The 20,596-nt window shown below is 67.4% G+C and carries 20 protein-coding genes; 12 read left to right on the top strand and 8 right to left on the bottom strand.

Annotation, left to right across the window (positions count from 1 at the left end; all coding sequences use genetic code 11):
* Window positions 1–2 precede the first annotated feature (2 nt).
* The gene (locus AC3WMA_RS13275) at window positions 3–686 is read right to left on the bottom strand and encodes a GntR family transcriptional regulator (RefSeq protein WP_492285820.1); all 684 of its coding nucleotides are present in this window, start codon (window positions 684–686) and stop codon (window positions 3–5) included.
* A 319-nt stretch (window positions 687–1,005) separates the two neighbouring features.
* Between AC3WMA_RS13275 and AC3WMA_RS13270 the strand changes: the two genes are divergently transcribed.
* From AC3WMA_RS13270 to AC3WMA_RS13220, 11 genes are read left to right on the top strand one after another with little or no spacing between them, the layout of a single operon-like run.
* Window positions 1,006–2,538: an ABC transporter substrate-binding protein gene (locus tag AC3WMA_RS13270; protein ID WP_492285819.1), complete on the top strand. Its 1,533-nt coding sequence runs from the start codon at window positions 1,006–1,008 to the stop codon at window positions 2,536–2,538.
* Window positions 2,535–3,491 (top strand): ABC transporter permease, encoded by a 957-nt coding sequence (locus AC3WMA_RS13265; protein WP_492285818.1) that lies wholly within the window; start codon window positions 2,535–2,537, stop codon window positions 3,489–3,491. Before AC3WMA_RS13270 ends, AC3WMA_RS13265 begins: the two co-directional genes overlap by 4 nt.
* Window positions 3,488–4,306: an ABC transporter permease gene (locus tag AC3WMA_RS13260; RefSeq protein WP_492285817.1), complete on the top strand. Its 819-nt coding sequence runs from the start codon at window positions 3,488–3,490 to the stop codon at window positions 4,304–4,306. The genes AC3WMA_RS13265 and AC3WMA_RS13260 overlap by 4 nt, the downstream gene beginning before the upstream one ends.
* Before the next feature lie 35 nt (window positions 4,307–4,341).
* Window positions 4,342–5,166 (top strand): creatininase family protein, encoded by an 825-nt coding sequence (locus AC3WMA_RS13255; protein ID WP_492285816.1) that lies wholly within the window; start codon window positions 4,342–4,344, stop codon window positions 5,164–5,166.
* A gap of 53 nt (window positions 5,167–5,219) precedes the next feature.
* Window positions 5,220–6,275 carry an extracellular solute-binding protein gene (locus AC3WMA_RS13250; RefSeq protein WP_492285815.1) on the top strand — a complete coding sequence of 352 codons (1,056 nt, stop codon included), beginning with the start codon at window positions 5,220–5,222 and terminating at the stop codon, window positions 6,273–6,275.
* 10 nt (window positions 6,276–6,285) lie between these two features.
* Window positions 6,286–7,335 carry an ABC transporter ATP-binding protein gene (locus tag AC3WMA_RS13245; RefSeq protein ID WP_492285814.1) on the top strand — a complete coding sequence of 350 codons (1,050 nt, stop codon included), beginning with the start codon at window positions 6,286–6,288 and terminating at the stop codon, window positions 7,333–7,335.
* Window positions 7,332–8,174: an ABC transporter permease gene (locus AC3WMA_RS13240; protein ID WP_492285813.1), complete on the top strand. Its 843-nt coding sequence runs from the start codon at window positions 7,332–7,334 to the stop codon at window positions 8,172–8,174. Before AC3WMA_RS13245 ends, AC3WMA_RS13240 begins: the two co-directional genes overlap by 4 nt.
* Window positions 8,171–8,959, top strand: a complete 789-nt coding sequence (locus tag AC3WMA_RS13235) for an ABC transporter permease (RefSeq protein ID WP_492285812.1) — start codon at window positions 8,171–8,173, stop codon at window positions 8,957–8,959. Before AC3WMA_RS13240 ends, AC3WMA_RS13235 begins: the two co-directional genes overlap by 4 nt.
* A gap of 9 nt (window positions 8,960–8,968) precedes the next feature.
* A complete protein-coding gene (locus tag AC3WMA_RS13230) occupies window positions 8,969–9,649 on the top strand; it encodes an RraA family protein (protein WP_492285811.1) in 681 nt (226 codons plus the stop codon).
* Window positions 9,650–9,660: 11 nt separating this feature from the next.
* Window positions 9,661–11,337, top strand: coding sequence for a cephalosporin acylase I (locus AC3WMA_RS13225; RefSeq protein ID WP_492285810.1), 1,677 nt, complete (start codon window positions 9,661–9,663; stop codon window positions 11,335–11,337).
* Between the two features lie 37 nt (window positions 11,338–11,374).
* A complete protein-coding gene (locus AC3WMA_RS13220; protein WP_492285809.1) occupies window positions 11,375–12,340 on the top strand; it encodes a phosphoglycerate dehydrogenase in 966 nt (321 codons plus the stop codon).
* A gap of 146 nt (window positions 12,341–12,486) precedes the next feature.
* Here the strand turns inward: AC3WMA_RS13220 and AC3WMA_RS13215 are convergent, their stop codons facing one another.
* The 6 genes from AC3WMA_RS13215 to pobA all read right to left on the bottom strand — a co-directional run bounded on the left by AC3WMA_RS13215 (window position 12,487) and on the right by pobA (window position 18,396).
* The gene (locus AC3WMA_RS13215) at window positions 12,487–13,203 is read right to left on the bottom strand and encodes an ABC transporter ATP-binding protein (RefSeq protein WP_492285808.1); all 717 of its coding nucleotides are present in this window, start codon (window positions 13,201–13,203) and stop codon (window positions 12,487–12,489) included.
* Entirely contained in the window at window positions 13,190–13,948 is a 759-nt protein-coding gene (locus AC3WMA_RS13210; protein WP_492285807.1) for an ABC transporter ATP-binding protein, read from the bottom strand. Before AC3WMA_RS13210 ends, AC3WMA_RS13215 begins: the two co-directional genes overlap by 14 nt.
* Entirely contained in the window at window positions 13,945–14,952 is a 1,008-nt protein-coding gene (locus AC3WMA_RS13205; protein ID WP_492285806.1) for a branched-chain amino acid ABC transporter permease, read from the bottom strand. Before AC3WMA_RS13205 ends, AC3WMA_RS13210 begins: the two co-directional genes overlap by 4 nt.
* Window position 14,953: 1 nt before the next feature.
* Window positions 14,954–15,817 carry a branched-chain amino acid ABC transporter permease gene (locus AC3WMA_RS13200; RefSeq protein WP_492285805.1) on the bottom strand — a complete coding sequence of 288 codons (864 nt, stop codon included), beginning with the start codon at window positions 15,815–15,817 and terminating at the stop codon, window positions 14,954–14,956.
* Between the two features lie 73 nt (window positions 15,818–15,890).
* Window positions 15,891–17,084 (bottom strand): ABC transporter substrate-binding protein, encoded by a 1,194-nt coding sequence (locus tag AC3WMA_RS13195; protein ID WP_492285804.1) that lies wholly within the window; start codon window positions 17,082–17,084, stop codon window positions 15,891–15,893.
* A 139-nt stretch (window positions 17,085–17,223) separates the two neighbouring features.
* Window positions 17,224–18,396, bottom strand: a complete 1,173-nt coding sequence (gene pobA, locus AC3WMA_RS13190) for a 4-hydroxybenzoate 3-monooxygenase (protein WP_492285803.1) — start codon at window positions 18,394–18,396, stop codon at window positions 17,224–17,226.
* A 131-nt stretch (window positions 18,397–18,527) separates the two neighbouring features.
* On the opposite strand from pobA, the gene AC3WMA_RS13185 reads away from it, so the two are divergent.
* Entirely contained in the window at window positions 18,528–19,403 is an 876-nt protein-coding gene (locus AC3WMA_RS13185; protein ID WP_492285802.1) for a helix-turn-helix domain-containing protein, read from the top strand.
* A 6-nt stretch (window positions 19,404–19,409) separates the two neighbouring features.
* On the opposite strand, the gene pcaDC is transcribed toward AC3WMA_RS13185, so the two are convergent.
* Entirely contained in the window at window positions 19,410–20,591 is a 1,182-nt protein-coding gene (pcaDC, locus tag AC3WMA_RS13180; RefSeq protein ID WP_492285801.1) for a bifunctional 3-oxoadipate enol-lactonase/4-carboxymuconolactone decarboxylase PcaDC, read from the bottom strand.
* Between the last annotated feature and the right edge of the window lie 5 nt (window positions 20,592–20,596).

Raw genomic sequence — 20,596 nt, 5'->3', positions numbered from 1 at the left:
CGTCAGATTTCGCCCGCCTGCTCCGGCAGGCGCGAGATCACGCCGACGATCGGGCGCAGATGCTGTTCCAGGATCGCGAGCGCCTTTTCCTCGTCCCATTCGGTGAGGGCGGCGACCAGGGCGTGATGTTCTTTGCTGATGCGGCTGATGCGCGTCGGGTCGGTGTGAATCGCCGTCATCGCGACGCGCTGCTGGCGGGCACCGAGCGACTGGTACAGCTCCGACAGCACGACATTGTCGACCGCGGCGATCATGACGAAATGGAACTCGCGGTTCAGTTCGACCCGGTTGAAATAGTCGCCCTGCGGCAGGCGCTCCAGCGCGGCGAGGATCGCGTGCATGTCGGCGGGGAGGGGCAGCTCCTCGCGGCAGATGCGGCGGATCGCATGGCCCTCGATCATGCGCCGGGCTTCGTAGAGATCGAGCAGCTCCTTCGCCGTCACCTGCCGGACGAGCGCGCCGCGGCGCGGCAGCAGATCGATGAAGCGCTCGGCCTCAAGGCGGTGGAAGGCCTCGCGGACCGGTGTTCGCGATACGCCGAGCGCCGAGGAAATCTCCTCCTCCTCGATGAAGCAGCCGCCGAGGAAGCGGCCGCGCAGGATCTGCTCGCGCACATAGAGATAGACCCGTTCCCGGGTCGGCTTCCCGCGCAAGGCAGCCATCTCGTCCTGTTCGATCATCGCCATCGACATCGTGCCCCTTTCGCTCTTCCATAGGGCTTTCGAGAGTAGACAACAAAAAATCCGCCACGTATACATGACGCATCAAGAGCGTGGCTCATCTGTTCGTCTACAGTGAAGCCGCGCCGGGGAACCGCATGACCGTACACGCCACCATCGTGACAGAGAGCCGGAGTCCGCGCCGTTTGGCCGGACGTGACCGCGCCTGTCGGGTTGCTGGCGCGGTTATTGCTCGCATCCGCCCGGCTCCGCCCTTCCCGCCATCGGGACGCGACAGGGCATAACGCCCCGCGGACAGCCGGACCCAGCAGCAGAGGATCAGCCGATGACCATCTCTCGCCGTTCCGTCCTTGGTGCCGGTCTTGCCGGTCCGCTGCTGGCCTCGCCCTTCCTGATCCGCCCTGCCAGCGCGCAACGCGCCTCCGGTATCATCCGCTACGGTCTCTCGGCCTTCCCGCCCAACCTGCAGCCCTGGGTTTCGACAGGTGCCTCGGCCGGCACGGTCAAGATGCTGATCAACCGCAGCCTCGTCTCCTACGACGCGAAGGGCGAGCTGCGTGGCGAGCTGGCCGAGTCCTGGTCGCGCGATGCCGATGGCGCCTGGGTCTTCAAGCTGCGCAAGGGCTGCGTCTTCCACAATGGCGAGCCGGTCACCGCCGATGACGTGAAATGGTCGATCGAGCAGATCGCCGGCGAGAAATCGACCGCCTATATGCGCACGCAGTTCCAATTGATCGAGCGCGTCGACATTCCAGATCCGCAGACGGTGCGCCTCGTCACCAAGGAGCCGCAGGTCACGCTGCCGAGTTGGTTCGCCAACTACAACACCTTCATCATCTGGCGGAAATCGAACGCGAACGAGCCGATCGGTGCCGGTCCCTTCCGCCTCGTCGGGCAGGAGCGCGGCACCTCGGTGGAGCTTGCGGCCTTCGACAAGTTCTACAAGCCGGGCATCCCCAAGGCGAAGGGCATCAAGTTCATCGTCTATGCCGACGAGAACCTGCGCAACGCGGCGCTGATCTCCGGCGATGTCGACATGATCGAATACGTGCCGTGGCAGTCGATGGCGACGGTGCAGGCCGATCCGCGCCTCAAGCTCGACACGCAGGAAGGGCCGTTCATGGACGTGCTCTTCAACGGCACCAAGCCGCCCTTCAACGATCCGCGCGTGCGCCGGGCGGTTGCCCATGCCGTGAAGCGCGAGGATATCGTCAAGGTCGCCTTCTTCGGGCGCGGCAAGCCGCTCGAAGGCGTGCCGATCGTCGAGGGCACGCCCTGGTACGACAAGGAGCTGGCGCATGGCTGGAACTACGACCCGGCCCGGTCCAAGGCGCTGCTGACGGAAGCCGGCTACGGCAACGGCTTCCAGACCACGCTGCTCGCGACCGCCCAGTTCGGCATGCACAAGGATACGGCCGAGATCGTCCAGCAATATCTGGCCGCCATCGGCATTCAGGCCGAATTGCAATTGCCGGACTGGTCGACCCGGGTCAGCCGCGGCACACGCGGCCAGTACGACATGGCGATCCACGGCGTGTCCTCGGACAATAACGACCCGGACGGGCTGACCGTGGTGCTCGACACCTCGCTCTCGCCGACGCATGGCCGCTCCTTCAAGGTCGATGCGCCGCGCACCATCGCCGCGCTCGCCAGGGGCCGGGCCGAGTTCGACCAGGCCAAGCGCGTCGAGATCTACAGGGAGATGCAGCGCGCAGCCCTCGAGGAGGTGCCGCTGGTCGGCTTGGCCTGGCGTGAGCAGGGTTACGGCATGGACAAGGGCATCCAGGGCTTCGCCAACCTGCCCGGCGCGCTCTCGACCTCCTCCGGCAACCAGCTCGAGGAGACGTATTTCGGATGAGCGCGGCCTGGCTCGGACGGCGGCTGTTCCTGACCCTGGCGATGGCCTGGATCGTCGCGACGATCGTGTTCCTGGCGCTGCACATGGTGCCCGGAGACCCGGCCGAACTGCTGCTCTCGACCTCCGGCGCCATGCCCGATCCGGCCACGGTGCAGGAGCTGCGCGAAAAGCTCGGGCTCGACCGGCCGCTGCTGGTCCAGTACGGCCATTTTCTGGCTGGGTTGGCGCGCGGCGATCTCGGTACCTCGCTGATCGACGACTATCCCGTGATCCAGGAGATCGGGCTCCGGCTGCCGCGCACGCTGGAATTGATCCTGGCGGGGACACTGATCGCGGTGGCGGTCGGCGTGCCGGCCGGCGTCTATGCCGCGGTTCATCGTGGCGGTGCCTTCGACCGCGTCGCCTCCTGGATCACCGCGCTGCTGCTCGCCGTGCCGGTCTTCGTCGTCGGTACGCTCCTCGTCTTGCTGCTGGCGCAGACGCTGCGGGTGATGCCGGCCGGTGGTTTCGTTCCCCTCACGCAGGACCCGGGCCAGCATTTCAAGCTCCTGACGTTGCCGGCGATCGCCATCGCCAAGGGATTGGCCGCCGTGCTGTTCCGGATGACGCGGGCCGCGACGCTCGACGCGCTCGCCCATGACTATGTCCGCACGGCCCGGGCCAAGGGACTGTCGCCGCGACGGACGCTGGTCGTCCATGTGCTGCGCAACGCGCTGAACCCGGTCGTCACCGTGCTCGGCCTGCAGATGGGCACGCTGCTCGGCGGCACTGTGCTGGTCGAATACGTCTTCAACTGGCCGGGCCTGTCGACGCCGCTGCTGCGCGCCGTCGAAGGGCGCGACTATCCGATGGTGGTCGGCATCATCCTGACGATCTCGGTGCTGTTCCTGCTCATCAACCTCCTCGTCGAATTGCTGCATGCGGCGATCGATCCAAGGGTGCAGCACGGATGAAGCGGCGCGGCATCAAACGGCTTATCCTGCCCGGCGGCATCGTCGCGGCGATCCTGCTCATCGCGATCGCGGCGCCCTTGCTGCCCTTGCCTGACCCGATCCGTCAGGACGTGGCGCGGCGCCTGGCCGGGCCGATGGCCGGTTCCTGGCTCGGGCGCGACGAGTTCGGCCGCGATGTGCTCTCGCGACTGGTCTGGGGCGCACGCACCAGCCTCTCCGTCGCCTTCGTCTCGGCGCTGTTCGCCGGGCTTGTCGGCATCACGCTCGGGCTGATCGGCGGCTGGGCGCGCAGCTGGGGCGCTTTTCTCACCGTGCGCAGCGTCGAGATCATCATGTGCTTCCCGCCGGTGCTATTGGCGCTGCTGGTGGTGACGCTGCTCGGTCCCGGCGCCGGAACGCTGATCCTGGTGCTCTCAGTGCTCTACCTGCCCGGCTTCGCGCGGGTGACCTATGCCGAGGTGCTGGCGGTGAAGGGGCGCGACTATGTCGAGGCGACGCGGGCGCTCGGCGCCAGCCAGTCGCATCTGCTGTTCCGCACCGTGCTGCCGAATATCGCCGGGCCGCTGCTGGTGCAGTTCTCCCTCGCCGTTGCCGCCGCCGTGGTGATCGAGAGCGGCCTGTCCTTCCTGGGTCTCGGCGTCGTGCCGCCGGCTCCGTCCTGGGGGCTGATGATCCGCGGCGCGCGCTCGACCATGGAGCAGGCCCCGTTGCTGCTGCTCTGGCCCTGCGCCGTGCTGACCCTGACCATCCTCGCCATGAACCTGCTCTGCGACGCTCTGCGCGACATTCTCGATCCGCGCACCAGCGAGCGCTGACGAGACCTAAGCCTACTCCAAGGAAGGACCACGCCATGGCTACCAAGACCGATCCTCTCGTCCATATGGGCACCATCACGGGCGGGGAGGCGCGCGAGCTGCTGAAGTCCAACCCCGTCATCTTGTTGCCGATGGGCAGCCATGAGGACCAGGGCCCGCATGCGCCGATGGGTGACTATCTGCTGGCCGAGAAGATCGCAGAGCTTGCCGCCTTGCAGGCGAGCAAGGCCGGCACGCGCACGCTGGTCGCACCGGTTCTGCCCTATGGCGGTGCCGACTGGTTCGGTCCGATGGTCGGCGGCATCGCCATCTCGCAAGGCACGCTGACCGCGGTCATCGCGGAGATGGTCGACTCACTGCATCGCAACGACCTAACCCGGATCATCGTGATCAACGGCCATGGCGGCAATGTCGGGCCGATCTCCGAGGTCGCGCGCGAACTCTACCAGCGCGAACGCATCGTGCTGCCGAGCCTTTATCTCTGGCGCATCGCCTACGGCATGCTGCCGGGCATCGTCGGCGCGGAGAAGTCGGCCAAGGTCTCCGGCCATGGTGCCGATCCACTGACCAGCCTCGGCCTGCACCTCTTCCCCGAGCTGATCCGCAAGGACTTCATCCCGGCCGGCAAGCCGATGAAGCGCGACCCCGTCCTCGACCTGCCCTTCACGGGCTTGGGCACCGCGAGCTTCGACGGAGCCGAAGTGGGCATGCCCAACGAATATGACGAGGTCTATCATGACGGCGTCGGCAAGGGCGACCCGACGCTCTGCTCGGCCGAGACCGGCGTGCAGCTGGCGGAGAAGCTGACCGATGTCTGCGCCCGCTTCATCGCCCATTTCGCGGCCAAGGTCCCGGCCTGAGCCGGCAGCGCGCCAACCAGCCGCCCGAGGCGGCGCCACAGCAGGAGATTGTCATGCTCACCCGCCGCCTCGCCATCCAGTCCGGCCTCGCGACCATCGCGATGCCGGCCGTCCTCCGGGCCCAGACGCTCTCGGGGCAGATCACCCTGATGTCCTATGCGGGCATCTTCCAGGACAACTACACCAAGGCGGTGATCGAGCCGTTCCAGCAGGCGCATCCCGGCGTCAAGGTGAACTATGTGCCCGGCGGCACCTCGGCCCAGATGGTCGGCAGCGTCCGGGCCCAGAAGGCCGATCCGCAGACCGATGTCGCGATCATGGACGTCACCACCTCCAGCATCGGCAATCTCGAGGGGCTGTTCGAGAAGCTCAGCCCCTCCGAGTTCCCGGTGCTGAACGAGCTCCTGCCTGAAGCGCGCGCGGCCGGCGGCGAATTCGGCCCGGCCGTGACCTTCGATCACCTCGTCATCGTGCAGGACGCGGCGCTCACCCCCCAGCTCGCCAAGCTCGCCGATCTCTGGCGGCCGGACCTCAAGGGCCAGATCGCGCTCTCGGCGCCGCCGAACATTCAGGGTCTCGCGCTGACCGCCATGACCGAGAAGATGGAAGGCGGCGACTATCGCAAGTCGATCGATGCCGCGATGAAGCGGCTGAAGGAGCTCGCGCCCGGCGTGAACACCTTCGATCCCAATCCGGACGGCTACTCGCTGATCCTGAACGGCGTCGCGAAGGTCGCGACCGGCTGGAACGCCCGCGCCCAGCTCTATTCCGATCAGACCGGTGGCAAGATCAAGGCGCTGTTGCCGCCGGAGGGCTCGGTCTTCCAGGTCAACACCATCAACCTGACGGCCGGCTCGAAGAACCGTGCCGCAGCCGCCGCCTTCGTCGCGCATGCGCTGTCGCAGGGCGCGCAGAAGGCCTTCACCGAGCGGATGTTCTACGCGCCGACCAATGCCAAGGCGCAGATCGACGCCAAGGCGTTGGCCCGCACCGCCGCCTCGCCGGAAAACCGAGAGCGGATGATCCCGGTCGACTGGAACGAGGTCCTGAAGGTGCGCGACCAGTGGAACAACCGCTGGCGCCGCGAGGTCATCTCGGCGGCACGTTGAGCGGCAGGCGATGAATTATCTCGAACTCGCCGGGCTGCAGAAGCGCTACGGCAACTCCGTCGCGGTCGACGACGTCTCGCTCTCGGTGGAGCAGGGCGAATCCGTCGCGCTGCTCGGCCCTTCCGGCTGCGGCAAGACCACGACACTGCGCATGCTCGCCGGGCTGATCGAGCCGAACAAGGGCACGATGACGCTCGACGGCAGCGAGATCACCAGGCTGCCGGCCCACAAGCGCAACATGGGCTATGTCTTCCAGTCCTATGCGCTGTTCCCGCATCTCTCGGTCGGCCGGAACATCGCCTTCGGCCTGGAGGAGCGCGGCGTCTCCCGCGCCGAGATCGACAAGCGCGTTCAGGAGGGGTTGGCGCTGGTCCGGCTCAGCGGCCTGGAGCAACGCCGCCCGAAGGAACTGTCGGGCGGCCAGCAGCAGCGCGTCGCGCTGGCCCGTGCGCTCGTGATCCAGCCCTCCGTGCTGCTGCTCGACGAATCCCTGTCCAACCTCGACGCCAAGCTGCGCGACGCGATGCGCCACGAGATCCGTTCCATCCAGCGCACGCTCGGCATCACCACGCTCTTCGTCACGCATGATCAGGTCGAGGCGCTGACGATGTGCGACCGGATCGCGGTGATGCATCGCGGCCGCATCGCCCAGATCGGCAATGCCGAGGATATCTACGACCGGCCGGCGACGCGCTTCGTGGCCGAGTTCGTCGGACGGGCCAATGTCCTGCCGCTGACGCGCGACGGGCAGGGGCGCGCGACCGTCTGGGGACAGCTCGTGCCGGTCGAGGCGGCTGATGATGCCGATCTCTTCGTCCGCCCGCAGCGCATGCGGATCGTGCCGGTCTCCGAACCGGCGGGCGGCGATACGGCGCGGCTGACGGGTCGCGTGCTGCGCAGCGTCTTCGTCGGCGACCATGTCGAGGTACTGGTGGAAGGCACTGGGGGCCAGCTTACGGTCGAGATGCCTTCGGGCTCGGCCGCGCCGGCCGAGGGAACCGAGGTCGCGGTGGTCTGGCCGCGGGCCGAGAGCCGCGTTTTCGCGCGTGAGGCAGCATGACCGCCTCGCGCCGCCTGCCGCTATTGCTGATCCCGGCGACGCTGTTCCTCATCGTCGTCTATGTCTGGCCGTCGCTCGGGCTCTTTCGCAATGCCTTCAACGAGGTCGGGCCGACCGGCGCGATGGTCGAGGCCTGGTCGCTGGAGACCGCACGGGCGACCTTCCATGACAGCTTCACCTTCGAATTGACGCTGAACTCGCTCTGGCTCTCGGCGGTGTCGACGCTGATCGCACTCTGCATGGCCTATCCCGTCTCGCTTTTCCTGTTCCGCACCGATTCCCGCTTCCGTGGGCTGCTCGCCGTCGTCGCGATCATGCCGATGCTGGTCTCCGGCGTGGTGCGCGTCTTCGGCTGGCTTGCCATTCTCGGTGATCGCGGGCTGGTCAACACGACTCTGCAATCGCTCGGCCTGATCTCGACGCCGCTGAAGCTCGTCTTCAACTGGACCGGCGTCACCATCGGCCTCGCCGAAAGCATCATGCCCTATATGATCCTGGCGCTGCTCGCCGGCTTCGGCCGGCTCGACCGCACGCTGGAGGAGGCGGCTCGCTCGCTCGGTGCCTCGCCGTTCCGAACCTTCCGGCGCGTCACGCTGCCACTCAGTCTGCCGGCGATCGCATTGGCAGCGGGTTTGGGCTTCGTCCTGTCGATGTCGGCCTATATCACGCCGAAGTTGCTCGGCGGCGGGCGCGTCTTCGTGCTGGCGACCGAAATCTTCGAGCAGGCGACGACCAATACCAACTGGCCGGTCGCTGCGGTGCTCGCGATCTACACGCTTGTCCTGCTGCTTGCGCTGCTCGTGGTCTCGAACGTGGTGGCGCGGAGGCTGCAGCGATGACCGGGGCGGGGCGCGTTCTCTCCAGTTTCGCGGCGCTGGTCTATGTGCTGATCCTGGCGCCGATCGTCGTCGTGGTCATGCTGGCCTTCTCGGCCGACAACTTCATCCTGTTCCCGCCATCCGGCTATTCGCTGCGCTGGTTCAGGCAGCTTGCCGGCAATGGGCCGCTGCTGGCGGCGCTCTGGCTCAGCGTCCAGATCGCGGCAGTCGTGACCGTGCTGTCGCTCGTGGTCGGCGTGCCCGCGGCGCTCGCGCTGGCGAAGGGGCGTTTTCCCGGCAAGGATGCGCTGACCAGCTTCTTCCTGGCGCCGCTCCTGCTGCCGACATTGATCACCGGCCTTGCGCTGCTGCTGTTCTTCTCGCCGCTCAGGCTGACCGCGACGCTGCCCGGCCTCGTGCTCGGCCATATGACGGTGACCGTGCCCTTCGTGATCCGGATGATGGCGACGGCGCTCGCCAACCTGCCGGATGATATCGAGGCTGCCGCCGCCACGCTCGGCGCCACGCCCTGGCGGGTGGTGCGGCGGGTGACGCTGCCTTTGGCGACGCCCGGCCTGATCGCCTGCGCCTGCCTGTCCTTCCTGTTGTCCTTCGACGAGACGGTGATCTCGCTGTTCATCGCCGGCCCGCGCGCCTCGACCCTGCCGGTCGAGATGGTGCGCTATGTCGAGGGGCGCACCGATCCGCTCATCGCGGCCCTGTCCGTGGTGCTCATCGTCGCGACGCTCGCCGTCGTTCTCGTGGTCGAACGCCTGGTCGGCGTCGCCCGTGCCGTAGGGAAATAGGAGACGCCCATGCCCGATTATCGTATCGAAGCCATGCCCGAGCAGCTGCCGGCGGCGCTGGTCGAGAAGCTGCAGAAGGTCGAGACCGCGACCATCGGCCATTCCCAGCACTGGGGCTTCATGGACCGCGGCATCCAGCCGTTGCTGCGCGGCAAGCGCATTGCCGCCGCGGCGGTGACGCTGGCGATCCCCGGGCAGGATTCGACCCTGCTGCACCACACGCTCGGCCTGCTGCGCCCCGGCGATATCCTCGTCGTCGACCGGCTCGGCGACGACAAGCATGCCTGCTGGGGCGGCGGCGTCACGGTTGCGGCGAAGGCGGCCGGCGCGGTCGGCGGCATCGTCGACGGGCCCTGCACCGATCTCACAGAGATCGAGGATTCCGATTTCCCGATGTGGTGCCGCGGCATGTCGCCGATCACCACGCGGCTCTACAATCTCGGCGGCACGCTCAACCTGCCGATCTCCTGCGGCAATGTCCCGGTCAAGGCGGGCGACGTCATCCTGGCCGACGAATCCGGCGTGTTGGTGCTGCCCCGCGCCGAGGCCGAGGCGATCGCGGATGCCGCCATCGCCCGGCAGGAGCGGGGCGAGAAGACGCAAGGCCGGGTGAAGGCGGGCGAAAAGCTTGGCGACATCTCCGGCGCGACCAAGATGGTGCTCGACGCCATCGCGGCGGCGAAGGGCTGAAGAGGCCGATCATGAACGCTCCCGTCCCGGTCCCGCGCGTCGCCGACTTCACCTGCGAGAAGAAGCCGGCGAGCGGCTCGCGCGGCATGGTCGTCACCAACCATCCGCTCGCCTCGGCGGCCGGCGCGCAGATCCTGCTCGCCGGCGGCAACGCCATCGATGCGGTTGTCGCCTCGCTCTTCGCGCTGACGGTGGCCGAGCCGATGATGGTTGGCATCCTCGGCGGGGGCTTAAGCCATATCCGGCTCGCCGACGGGCGCCATGTCGTGATCGACAACCTCTCGACCGCGCCGGGCCAAGCGACGGCCGAGATGTATGAGTGCCTGTCCGACGAGATCGGCAAGCAGCGTGACACGCGCGACCGCGAGAACGTGGTCGGCGCCAAGGCGGTCGCCGTTCCCGGCGCACTCAAGGGCTGGTGTGAGGCGCTCGCCCGCTTCGGGACGCTGCCGCTGGCCGAGGTGCTGCAACCGGCGATCGGGCTGGCGGAGCGCGGCTTCGTCGTCACGCCCTATCTCTCGAACTGCATCACCGACAACGCCGCCGATCTCGCCCGTGATCCTAGCCTCGCGGCGATGCTGCTGCCGGGGGGGCAGCCGCTCCAGCCGGGCATGCGGCTGGTCCAGTCCGACTATGCCGCGAGCTTGAAGCTGATCGCGGCGGAAGGGCCTGAGGCGCTCTATGGCGGGAAACTCGGATGGGCGCTGACCGATTACATGGCGGCGAATGGCGGCCTGATCGATCAGGCCGACCTTGCGAATTACCGCATCGAATTGCGCGAACCGATCCGGGGCTCCTATCGCGGCTACGAGATCATCGGCCCGCCGCCGCCCTCGTCATCGGGCGTGCACATCACGCAGATGCTCAACATCCTCGAAGGCTACGATATCGGCGCGCTCGGCTTCGGCTCGACCGATGCGGTGCATCTGCTCGCCGAGGCGCTGAAGATCGCCTTCGCCGACCGCGCCGTGGCGACGGCCGATCCGGCCTTTGTCAAGGTTCCCGTCGCGAGGCTGATCGACAAGGCCTATGCCGACGAGCGCCGCGCCCTGATCGCGATGGAGCAGGCGAAGAGCTGGACGGCCGGGCTCTCCGGCGGCGAATCCGCCGATACGACCCATGTCACCGTCGCGGATGCCATGGGCAATGTCGTCAGCGCGACGCAGACGATCAACGGGCTGTTCGGCGCCTGCGTGCAGATCCCCGGCACCGGCATGATCGCCAATAATTACATGTACAACTTCGATCCGCATCCAGGCCGGGCGCTCTCGATCGCGCCGGGCAAGCGGGTCTTCACCTCGATGGCGCCGATGATGGCGGTGAAGGACGGCCGGCTCGCCTTCGCGCTCGGCCTGCCCGGCGCCTTGCGCATCTTCCCTTCGGCCCTGCAGGCCATCGTCAACCTGATCGATCATCGCATGAGCCTGCAGGAAGCCGTCGAGGCGCCGCGCGTCTGGACCGAGGGCGGCGTGCTCGAACTCGAGGAGGCGATCCCCGAGGCCGTAGCGCAGGCGCTGATCGCACGCGGCCACAAGGTGGTGCGCTCGCCGCGCGTTGCCGGCGGCATGAACGCCATCGCCTTCAATCCCGACGGCACCTTGACCGGCGCCGCCTGCTGGCGCGCCGACGGCACGCCCGTCGCCATCTCCGGCGGGCTCGCCCGCGCCGGTGCCCGCTTCACCATCTGACCCGATATCTTCACCGATCCTGCGACTGGACCATCCCATGCCCGAGACCATCTGCCTCCTCGACATGACCTCGCCCGAGCGGGCCGACCGCCTGCGCGAATTCCTGCCTGACGGCTTCGTGCTGACCCATGGCACCGCCCGCGGCGACGAGCATATGAAGGAGATCATCGCCCAGGCCGACTATGCGATCTCCGGCCAGGTCGGCGTCTCCGGCGACGTGCTGCGCGCCGCCAAGAAGCTGAAGCTCCTGCATAAATGGGGCGTCGGCTACGACAATATCGATATCGAGACCGCCAGGGAGCTCGGCATTAAGGTCGCGCGCACGACCGGCTCCAACGCGGTCGCCGTCTCGGAATTCGCCATCGGCCTGACGATCTCGACGCTCCGTCTGATCGCCTATGGCAATGCCGAATTGAAGAAGGGCAACTGGCGCACGGGCCAGTTGCCGTCCGACACCTATACGCTTTCCGGCAAGACAGTCGGTGTCGTCGGTTTCGGCGCGATCGGCAAGAATTTCGCCAAGCTCTTGAAGGGTTTTGGCTGCACGATCCTCTACAGCAAGCGCACCCCACTCGATGCCGCCGAGGAGGCGGCGCTCGGCGTCAAGCATGCCTCGATGGAGGAAATCCTGGCGCAGGCGGACGTCGTCTCGCTGCATTGCCCGCTGACGCCCGAGACCAAGGACCTGATCGACCTCGCGGCGCTCAAGAAGATGAAGAAGACGGCGGTGCTGATCAATGTTGCGCGCGGCGGCGTCGTCAACGAGACCGATCTCGTCACGGCGCTGCGGGCGAAGGAGATCGCGGGCGCGGCGATGGATGTCTACGAGATCGAGCCGCTGCCGGCCGACAGCCAGCTTCTGACCCTCGATAACCTCGTGACCACGCCGCATCTCGCCGCCATGGCCTCCGACAATTTCGCGCCGGTGGTGAAGCGCATGTTCGCCAACATGCAGCATGTCTCGCGCGGCGAGCCGGTGCCGCCGCTCGACCTGGTGGTGTGAGGCTCAGGGCGTGATGATAACGCTGGGAAACACGCCGTCATCCCGGGCTTGACTCGGGATCCATTCCGGAGCGCTTCCGGTTGAAGTTCAGGAATGGATCCCGGCTCTACGCTTCGCTTCGGCCGGGATGACCCGCGCATTCCCGTTCAGTGCAGCCCGCCGACGCCGATATAGCGTTCGAGCACGTCGGCATCGGCGCGCAGGGCATCAGGTTTGCCCGACCAGACGATGCGGCCGCGTTCGAGGATGATGACGTCATCGGCGAAGGCGAGCGCGCTCTCCAGCCGCTGCTCGACGAAGAGGATGGTCATCGCGCCGCTCGCAGCGAGCCGCCCGAACGCTTCCATCAGCATGTCGCAGATGACCGGCGCCAGACCTTCCAACGGCTCGTCGAGCAGCAGCACGGAGGGCTGGCCGAGGATGGTGCGCGCGGTCGCCAGCATCTGCTGCTCGCCACCGGAGAGCTGCGAGCCGAGATTGCGGCGACGTTCGCCGAGACGCGGGAAGAGTGTGTAGGCCTCTTCGATCGCCGTACGTGGGCGGCCCTTCAATCCGGCGAAGAGATTCTCTTCCACCGTCAGGCCCTTGAAGATCTCGCGGGTCTGCGGGACGAGGCCGATGCCGCCATGGGCGCGGGCCGCCGTGCCGAGCGCGGTGACATCCTGTCCGCCAAGGCTGATGCTGCCGGCATAGCGGCGGGTCAGGCCCATCAGGCTCGCCATCAGCGTGGTCTTCCCCATGCCGTTGCGGCCGAGGATGGAGAGGCGCCCGCCGGCCGGCACGGAAAACGAGACATCCTCCAGCACATGGGTCTGGCCGTAGCCGGCGCTCAGATTGCGGATGTCGAGCTCAGCTGCCGGCATGGGCATAGCTCCCGAGATAGGCTTCGCGGACCTTGGGGTCCCTGGCGACCTCGGCCGGCAGGCCCTGGAAGATGAGTTCGCCCGCCGCCAGCACGACCACGCGTTTGGCGAAGCGGAAAACGAGGTCCATGTCGTGCTCGATCATCAGCACGGCGAGCGAGGCGGGGAGCCTCGCCAGCGCCTCCTCGATGCGCGGCGTATCGCTGGATGGTACGCCGGCGGCGGGTTCGTCGAGCAGGAGCACCTTGGGGCGCTGCGCCAGAGCGATCGCGATCTCCAGCAGGCGCTGCTGGCCATAGGCGATGGTCGCGACCTTGCGGCGGGCGACCTCGGTCAGGCCGAGCGTGGCGAGGATTTCGGCGGCTTCGTCTGCCGCTTCGGAATCGCCATGGAAGCGGGCGAGGATGCGCGTCGCCCGGCCGAGGCGCTGCAGGATGGTCATGACGACATGCTCTTCCGGCGTCATGTCGGGGAAGAGCCGCGTGACCTGGAAGGTGCGGACGAGGCCGCGCCTGACGCGCTTGACGGCGCCCAGGCTCGTGATGTCCTCGCCCGCGAGATGGACGCTGCCTGCGCTTGGCGGGATGCGGCCGGTGACGAGATTGACGAAGGTGGTCTTGCCGGCGCCGTTCGGGCCGATCAGGGCGAGGCGCTCGCCCTCATTCATCGCCAGCGAGATGTCGCTGTTGACCTTGAGACCGCCGAACGCCTTGGAAAGGTGGGCGACTTCGAAGACCGCGCTCATCGCCCGGCCCTCCAGCGATCGCGCGTCAGCAGGCGGGCGAATTCATCGAGCGTGCCGGAGAGCCCGCGCGGGGCGAAGAGCACGATGGCGATCAGCACGGCGCCGACCAGCGTCATCCAGTGGAAGGGGTTGATCGCGGCGACGATGTGCTCGAGCGCCATGAAGATCACCGTGCCGATCAGCGCGCCATAGAGATGGCCGATGCCGCCGAGCACCAGCATGACCAGCGCATTGGCGGAAACCTCGAAGCTCACGCTGTCGAGCCCCACGACCTGCGTCGCGATGGCCGCGAGCGCGCCGCCCATGCCGGCCACAGTGCCGGAGATGACGAACATCTTGAGCAGGACCGGGAAGGCGTAGATGCCGAGCGCGCTGATCCTGAGCGGATCCTCCTTCAGGCCTCGGCAGACCATGCCGAACGGCGAGCGCGTGACGAAGCGCAGCACGGCGAAGACGATCAGGAGCAGGCCGAGGCCGAAGAGATAGGCGCTGCGGCCCCAGAGATCGAACTCGAAGATACTGAAGAGCGGGGCCGGGCTCATGCCGGAGAGGCCGTCGCTACCGCCGGTGATCGAGGAGGCCTTGTTGGCGGCCTCGTGCAGGAGCTGGACGATCGCGATCGAGAGCACGAGCTGCGGCAGGCCATGGGCGCGCAGCATGATCGCGCCCATCAGAAGCCCCATGGCCGCGCCGGCCCCGGCACCGATCAGGATCAGCAGGACCGGGTCCGTGACGCCGTGAACGCAGGCGATGCCGGCAGCATAGGCCCCGGCGCCATAGAGCGCGCCCTGGCCGAGCGAGGCGACGCCGCAATAGCCGACGATCAGGTCGAGCGAGAGCACAAGCAGCGCGACCGAGATCACGCGGGTCAGGAAAGCGAGATTGTCGGGAAAGAGCCAATAGCCGGCGAAGCCCGCGAGCGCGATCAACGCGAGGCCAAGGAGATCGCGGCCGAGCGTGCGGCTTGCGGATGGAGCAGCGGGCAGGGGCGTCGTGAGTGCCATGCTACTGCGCCCGCCCCATCAGGCCGCGCGGGAAGGCGCAGACCACCAGGATCACCGCGAGATAGAAGAAGAAATTGCCGAAATCCGGGACGAGATAGCGCGCGGTGACGTCGATGGCGCCGAGCAGCAGGCAGGCCGCCAGCGCGCCGGGAATCGAGCCCGCGCCGCCGACCGAGACGACGACGAGGAAGGTCACCATGTAGCGCAGGGCGTAATAGGGCTCGATCGGCAGGAACTCGGCGCCGACCACGCCTCCGAAGGCCGCGAGCCCGATCGCCAGCGCGAAGCTCGCGGCATAGATGATCTCGGTGCGGATCCCGAGCGTGCGCGCCATCGGCGCGTTCTCGACGGCGGCGCGCAGATGGATGCCGAAGCCGGTGCGCTCGATCAGGAACCACAGGCCGCCGGCGACGACGAGGCCGCTCGCGATGACGAAGAGCCGGTGGCCGGCGATGCTGCGGAAGCCGAGATCGACCGAGCGGGCGAGCTCCGCCGGCAGGGGAATGGTCTTCAGGGTCGGGCCGAAGAAATAGTTGGTGATGCCGATGACGCAGAAGGTGATGCCGATCGTCATCAGCACCTGCGAGAGTTCGCTGCGGTCATAGATGCGGCGATAGAGCAGCCGCTCCAGCGGCACGGCGATGATGACCGTGCCGATCATGGCGAGGATGATGCCGAAGGCATAGCCGAGGCCGAGGTCACGGGCGGCATAGGAGGCGATGTAGCCGCCGATCATGGCGAAGGCGCCATGGGCGAGGTTCACCACCCGCATCAGACCCATGGTCAGCGACAGGCCGATGCAGATGATGAACAGCGCCATGCCATAGGCCAGCGCGTCCATGGCGATGCTCAGCGCGGTCTGCATGTTGCGGGCCTCGTCGAACGGGAGCGGAGGGCGGGAGCTTGCGCGCTCCCGCCGCGTTTCAGGCTTAAGGCCGTTACTTCGTCAGGCCGGAATCCTTCTGCTCCGGCACGCTGGCGATTTCCTTGTTGATCCAGCGACCCTGCGCATCCTTCGCGACTTCGCGCAGGTAGATCGTCTGCGTGATGTGGCGGGTCTCGGGATCGATCTTGACCGGGCCGCGCGGGCTTTCCCAGCCGAGCCCCTTCACCGCCTCGACCGCCTTTTCCGCGTCCTGCTTGCCGGCCGTGGCCGCGATCATCTTGGAGATCACGAACATCCCGTCATAGGCGCCAACGGCCGGGAAGGAGACGAGATCGGGTGCGCCGATCGCCTTTTCGGCTGCGGCGACGAAGCGCTTGTTGATCTCGGAATCATGCGAGACCGCATAGTGGAACGAGGTGATCAGGCCGGCTGCCGCCTCGCCGAGAGCCGGCAGGTCCGATTCCTGGGTCAGGTCGCCCGGCGCGAAGAGCTTGACACCCGCCTTCTTCAGTCCGGTATCGCTGAAGGCCTTGACGAAGCCGAGCGTCGGCGGGCCCGACGGCAGGAAGGCGAAGACGCCCTCGGCCCCGGCATCGCGGATGCGCTGCATGATCGGGCTGAACTCGGTGGTATTGAGGGGGATGCGGATCGCTTCCTTGACCTCGCCGCCAGCCGCCTCGATCGCCTTCTTGAAGGCGCCCTCGGCATCGACGCCCGGGCCGTAATCGCTGACGATCGAGACGAATTTCTTGACGCCGCGCTCCACCGCCGCCTTGCCGAGCGGTGTCGTGGTCTGCGACAGGGTGAAGGAGGTACGCACCGCCAGCGGCGAGGAATTCATGATCGCCGAGGTCGCGGCGTTGAAGATCACCAGCGGGACATTGCCCTGCTTCAGCAGCGGGGTGATCGCCATCGCGTCCGGCGTGAAATAGACGCCGCCGAGATACTGCACCTTGTCGCGCACGATCAGCTCCTGCGCCAGCGCGCGGGCCTGCTGCGGATTGGCTGTCGGCAGGTCGCGATAGACCAGCTCGATATCGTGGCCGGCGACGGTCTTGCCGTTCTGCGCCAGCCAGGCCTCGGCGCCGGCCTGGAAATTCTTGCCCTGCAGGGCGAAGGGGCCGGAGAACGGCCCGATGATGCCGACCTTGATCGTGTCCGCCATGGCGGAAGCACTGAGCGCCAGTGCTCCGGCGAGAGCCAGCGCGCTGGCTGGCAGCAACCTGTTCAGGAAACCCTTGGTCATTCCATCTCCTCCCGATCCTGCCTGCGATCCCGCAAATGCCTTGCGTGGGTCGAAGCTCTAGCTGCTCGGGCCGGTCGCCGCCATGGCGCCGTGCCTCTTGTTGTCACCAACGCAATTTTCTGCCGCGAGGGCAATGCCCTCAATAAGGCAGGCCGACATAGTTCTCGGCGACGGCGGTGGCCGCCGCGCGGGAATGGACGAGATAGTCGAACTCCGCCTGCTGAATGCGCTGATCGAAGCCGTCGCGCTCCGGGAAGCGATGCAGCAGGTTGGTCATCCACCAGGAGAAGCGCTCGGCCTTCCAGACACGGGCGAGCGCGCGCGCCGAATAGCGGTCGAGCCCGGCATTCGAGCCCTCGCGATAATGCTCGCGGAAGGCGTCGAAGAGGTAGCGGATGTCGCTGGCGGCGAGGTTCAGTCCCTTGGCGCCGGTCGGCGGCACGATATGGGCGGCGTCTCCCGCGAGAAAGAGCCGCCCGAACCGCATCGGCTCGGCGACGAAAGAGCGCAGCGGAGCGATGCTCTTCTCCAGCGAATGTCCGGTCTGCACGGTCTCGGCGATCTCGGATGGCAGGCGGCGACGCAATTCGTCGAAGAAGGCGTCGTCCGACCAGTTCCCGACGTTTTCCTCCAGCGGGACCTGGACATAGTAGCGGCTGCGCTCGGCCGAACGCATCGAGCAGAGCGCGAAGCCGCGCTCGTGATTGGCATAGACCAGTTCATGCGCGGCCGGCGGCTTGTCGACCAGCAGGCCGAGCCAGCCGAACGGGTAGACGCGCTCGAAGGTCTGCAAGGCGCTGGCCGGGACGGAGGCGCGCGAGACGCCGTGATAGCCGTCGCAGCCGGCGATGAAATCGCAATGCAGCTCCTGCTCCTGCCCGTTCGCCCGGAAGGTCACGCGCGGCGCGGCGCCATCGAAATCGTGGAGCGCGACGTCCTCGGCCTCGTAGATCGCCGGGCGACTGAGGGCCTGGCGGGCTGCGATCAGGTCGCGCGTCACTTCGGTCTGGCCGTAGACGGTGACCGTCTTGCCGCCGCTCAGGTCTTTCAGATCGAGGCGATGGAGCGCGCCGCCGAAAGCGAGCGAGAAGCCGTCATGGACGAGACCTTCGTGATCCAGGCGTTCGCCGACGCCGGCCTCGTGCAGGAGGTCGACCATGCCCTGTTCGAGCACGCCAGCACGGATGCGCGACAGCACATAGTCGGCGCTGCGCCGTTCGAGGATGACGTTGTCGATGCCGGCGCGCGACAGGAGCTGCCCAAGCAGCAATCCCGCGGGCCCGGCGCCGATGATGGCGACCTGCGTCCGCATTGTTCTTCTTTGCCTCCCGCGGCTCCACGGTTTGCACCGTTCGATCCGCAGGTCGATGCTAACGCTTTCACCGACGTTGACGGAATGGAGGATTCGCGCATTGTCTTGGACAAATCGATCGTGAGTGCGCCATGCCCGGCAGAAGCGTCCCCGCCTACTGGCTCTATGGCGAACGCCTGACGGAGCGCTTTCCCGACGCGCTGCATATCGAGCCGATCGTGGCGCGCAGCTCCCTGCATGGCTGGACGATCCAGCCGCATATGCATCACGACCTGTTCCAGTTCTTTCTCGTCACGGCGGGGGGAGGACGCACGCGCGTGGACGGGCGCGAGCACGCCCTGTCGCCCGGCTCGGTGCTGCTGCTGCCGCCCTCGACGATCCATGAATTCGCCTTCCTCGACGGTACCGACGGCTTCGTCGCCAGCGCGGCCGCGACCTCATTGAAGCGCCTGTTCGCCAGCGAACCGGAGGCGCGCGCGCTGCTCGGTAGCGCGGCGGTGCTGCATGTGCCGGTCGGCGAGGGGCCATATGCCGGGCTCGATGCCACGCTCCGGCTGGCGATGGGTGAATTCGCCGCCAACCGGCCGGTGCGGGAGTTCTCCCTCGGCGCCTATGCGGACCTGATCGCGGCCTGGTTCGTGCGGGCGATGCGCGGGGCGCGGGCGGTCGCGGAGCCGGCGCGCGATGCGCGGGCCGATCTCGTCCGCCGCTTCGTCGAGCGGGTCGAGACGCGCTTCCAGCATCATGATGCGCTGACGGATTATGCGCGGATGCTCGGCACCTCGGTGCCGCATCTCTCGCGCTCCTGCCGGGAACTGCTCGGCCGCTCCGCCGCGCGGGTCATTCAGGATCGGCTGATGATCGAGGCGCGGCGTGATCTCGTCTACACGTCGATGTCGATCTCGCGGATATCGTTCCGGCTGGGCTTTGCCGATCCTGCCTATTTCTCGCGCTTCTTCGCCAAGCGAGCGGGCGTGTCGCCCTCGGATTATCGGGCGAAGGCCTGACGTAGCTTAGCCTGCCGCCTCGATCTCCTTCATCACGGCGGCGGCCTCGGCGAAGGCGGTGTTGCCGGCGGGCACGCCGGCATAGATTGCCGTCTGCATCAGCACCTCCTTGAGGTCGTCGCGGGTGAAGCCGCCTCTGGTCAACCCGGCGCGGACATGCAGGCGGAACTCCTCCCAACGGCCGAGGCTCGCGGTGATCGCGAGCACGAGCAGGCGGCGCGTGCGGTCGTCGAGGCCGGGCCGGCTCCAGATCTCCTGCCAGGCGATGCGGGTGATCATCGCCTGGAACTCGGCGTTGAACGGCGTGCGATTGGCGAGAGAACGGTCGACCCAGGCGTCGCCCAGCACGCGGCGACGGTTCTTGAGACCGGCTTCGAACAGGGCCTCCGCCGCGTCCTGTGTATCCGGGGCGGGCGTGAAGAAGGCACGCAGGGCACCGGCCAGCGCGGCGGGCGCTTCCAGCGGAGAGAGATGGCCGCAATCGAGCCGTTCCAGCGCAGCGCCGGGGATGGCCGCGACGAGGTTCTCGCCATGGCCGGCGAAGGGCGTCGAGGCATCACGCTCGCCGACGACGACCAGCGTCGGGCAGGCGAGCGCGGGGATGCGGCCGATCAGCTCCATGTCGCGGATCGCGGCGCCGGCCCCGGCATACCCCTCGCTGTTCATGGCAACGAGGTTGCGGCGGACGCTCTCGGCGATGGCCGTCTGCCCCGCCGTGAAGGCCGGCGACAGGAAACGCTGCATCGCGAGATCGGCGATCGCGGCGGTGCCGCCAGCGCGGACTTTTGTGATCCGGTCCTGCCAGGCTGCCTTGTCCATGGTGGCGGAGGTGCAGATCAGCGCCAGCGCCGAGACGCGCTCGGGCCGCGAGAGCGCCAGCTCCATCGCGATCATGCCGCCGAGCGAGACGCCGGCCACAGCCGCCCGTGCGATGCCGGCTGCGTTCATGACGGCGGCGACGTCACCCGCCAGCATGCCGAGCGTGTAGTCGCCATCGGGTGCATCGGAGGCGCCGTGACCGCGCGTGTCGAGACGCAAGGTCCGGAAGGCGCCGAGCAGGGCCGGCATGGCCGCGTCCCATAAGCCGAGATCGGTGCCGATCGAGTTCAGCAGGACGAGCGCAGGTTTGTCCTCGCTGCCCTCCAGCTTCCAGTAGATGCGGGCGCCGCTATTCGCTGCGAAAGGCATCGTGC

The sequence above is a fragment of the Allobosea sp. FW305-C-101 genome (assembly GCF_058783685.1).
Note: the sequence above shows the minus strand (reverse complement) of the source record. Positions and strands in the feature narration are given on the sequence as shown.

What these genes read in the sequence shown, in the direction of transcription:
- AC3WMA_RS13275 (WP_492285820.1), bottom strand. Translation starts at nt 686, where the DNA reads ATGGCGATGATCGAACAGGACGAGATGGCTGCCTTGCGCGGGAAGCCG.
- AC3WMA_RS13270 (WP_492285819.1), top strand. Translation starts at nt 1,006, where the DNA reads ATGACCATCTCTCGCCGTTCCGTCCTTGGTGCCGGTCTTGCCGGTCCG.
- AC3WMA_RS13265 (WP_492285818.1), top strand. Translation starts at nt 2,535, where the DNA reads ATGAGCGCGGCCTGGCTCGGACGGCGGCTGTTCCTGACCCTGGCGATG.
- AC3WMA_RS13260 (WP_492285817.1), top strand. Translation starts at nt 3,488, where the DNA reads ATGAAGCGGCGCGGCATCAAACGGCTTATCCTGCCCGGCGGCATCGTC.
- AC3WMA_RS13255 (WP_492285816.1), top strand. Translation starts at nt 4,342, where the DNA reads ATGGCTACCAAGACCGATCCTCTCGTCCATATGGGCACCATCACGGGC.
- AC3WMA_RS13250 (WP_492285815.1), top strand. Translation starts at nt 5,220, where the DNA reads ATGCTCACCCGCCGCCTCGCCATCCAGTCCGGCCTCGCGACCATCGCG.
- AC3WMA_RS13245 (WP_492285814.1), top strand. Translation starts at nt 6,286, where the DNA reads ATGAATTATCTCGAACTCGCCGGGCTGCAGAAGCGCTACGGCAACTCC.
- AC3WMA_RS13240 (WP_492285813.1), top strand. Translation starts at nt 7,332, where the DNA reads ATGACCGCCTCGCGCCGCCTGCCGCTATTGCTGATCCCGGCGACGCTG.
- AC3WMA_RS13235 (WP_492285812.1), top strand. Translation starts at nt 8,171, where the DNA reads ATGACCGGGGCGGGGCGCGTTCTCTCCAGTTTCGCGGCGCTGGTCTAT.
- AC3WMA_RS13230 (WP_492285811.1), top strand. Translation starts at nt 8,969, where the DNA reads ATGCCCGATTATCGTATCGAAGCCATGCCCGAGCAGCTGCCGGCGGCG.
- AC3WMA_RS13225 (WP_492285810.1), top strand. Translation starts at nt 9,661, where the DNA reads ATGAACGCTCCCGTCCCGGTCCCGCGCGTCGCCGACTTCACCTGCGAG.
- AC3WMA_RS13220 (WP_492285809.1), top strand. Translation starts at nt 11,375, where the DNA reads ATGCCCGAGACCATCTGCCTCCTCGACATGACCTCGCCCGAGCGGGCC.
- AC3WMA_RS13215 (WP_492285808.1), bottom strand. Translation starts at nt 13,203, where the DNA reads ATGCCGGCAGCTGAGCTCGACATCCGCAATCTGAGCGCCGGCTACGGC.
- AC3WMA_RS13210 (WP_492285807.1), bottom strand. Translation starts at nt 13,948, where the DNA reads ATGAGCGCGGTCTTCGAAGTCGCCCACCTTTCCAAGGCGTTCGGCGGT.
- AC3WMA_RS13205 (WP_492285806.1), bottom strand. Translation starts at nt 14,952, where the DNA reads ATGGCACTCACGACGCCCCTGCCCGCTGCTCCATCCGCAAGCCGCACG.
- AC3WMA_RS13200 (WP_492285805.1), bottom strand. Translation starts at nt 15,817, where the DNA reads ATGCAGACCGCGCTGAGCATCGCCATGGACGCGCTGGCCTATGGCATG.
- AC3WMA_RS13195 (WP_492285804.1), bottom strand. Translation starts at nt 17,084, where the DNA reads ATGACCAAGGGTTTCCTGAACAGGTTGCTGCCAGCCAGCGCGCTGGCT.
- pobA (WP_492285803.1), bottom strand. Translation starts at nt 18,396, where the DNA reads ATGCGGACGCAGGTCGCCATCATCGGCGCCGGGCCCGCGGGATTGCTG.
- AC3WMA_RS13185 (WP_492285802.1), top strand. Translation starts at nt 18,528, where the DNA reads ATGCCCGGCAGAAGCGTCCCCGCCTACTGGCTCTATGGCGAACGCCTG.
- pcaDC (WP_492285801.1), bottom strand. Translation starts at nt 20,591, where the DNA reads ATGCCTTTCGCAGCGAATAGCGGCGCCCGCATCTACTGGAAGCTGGAG.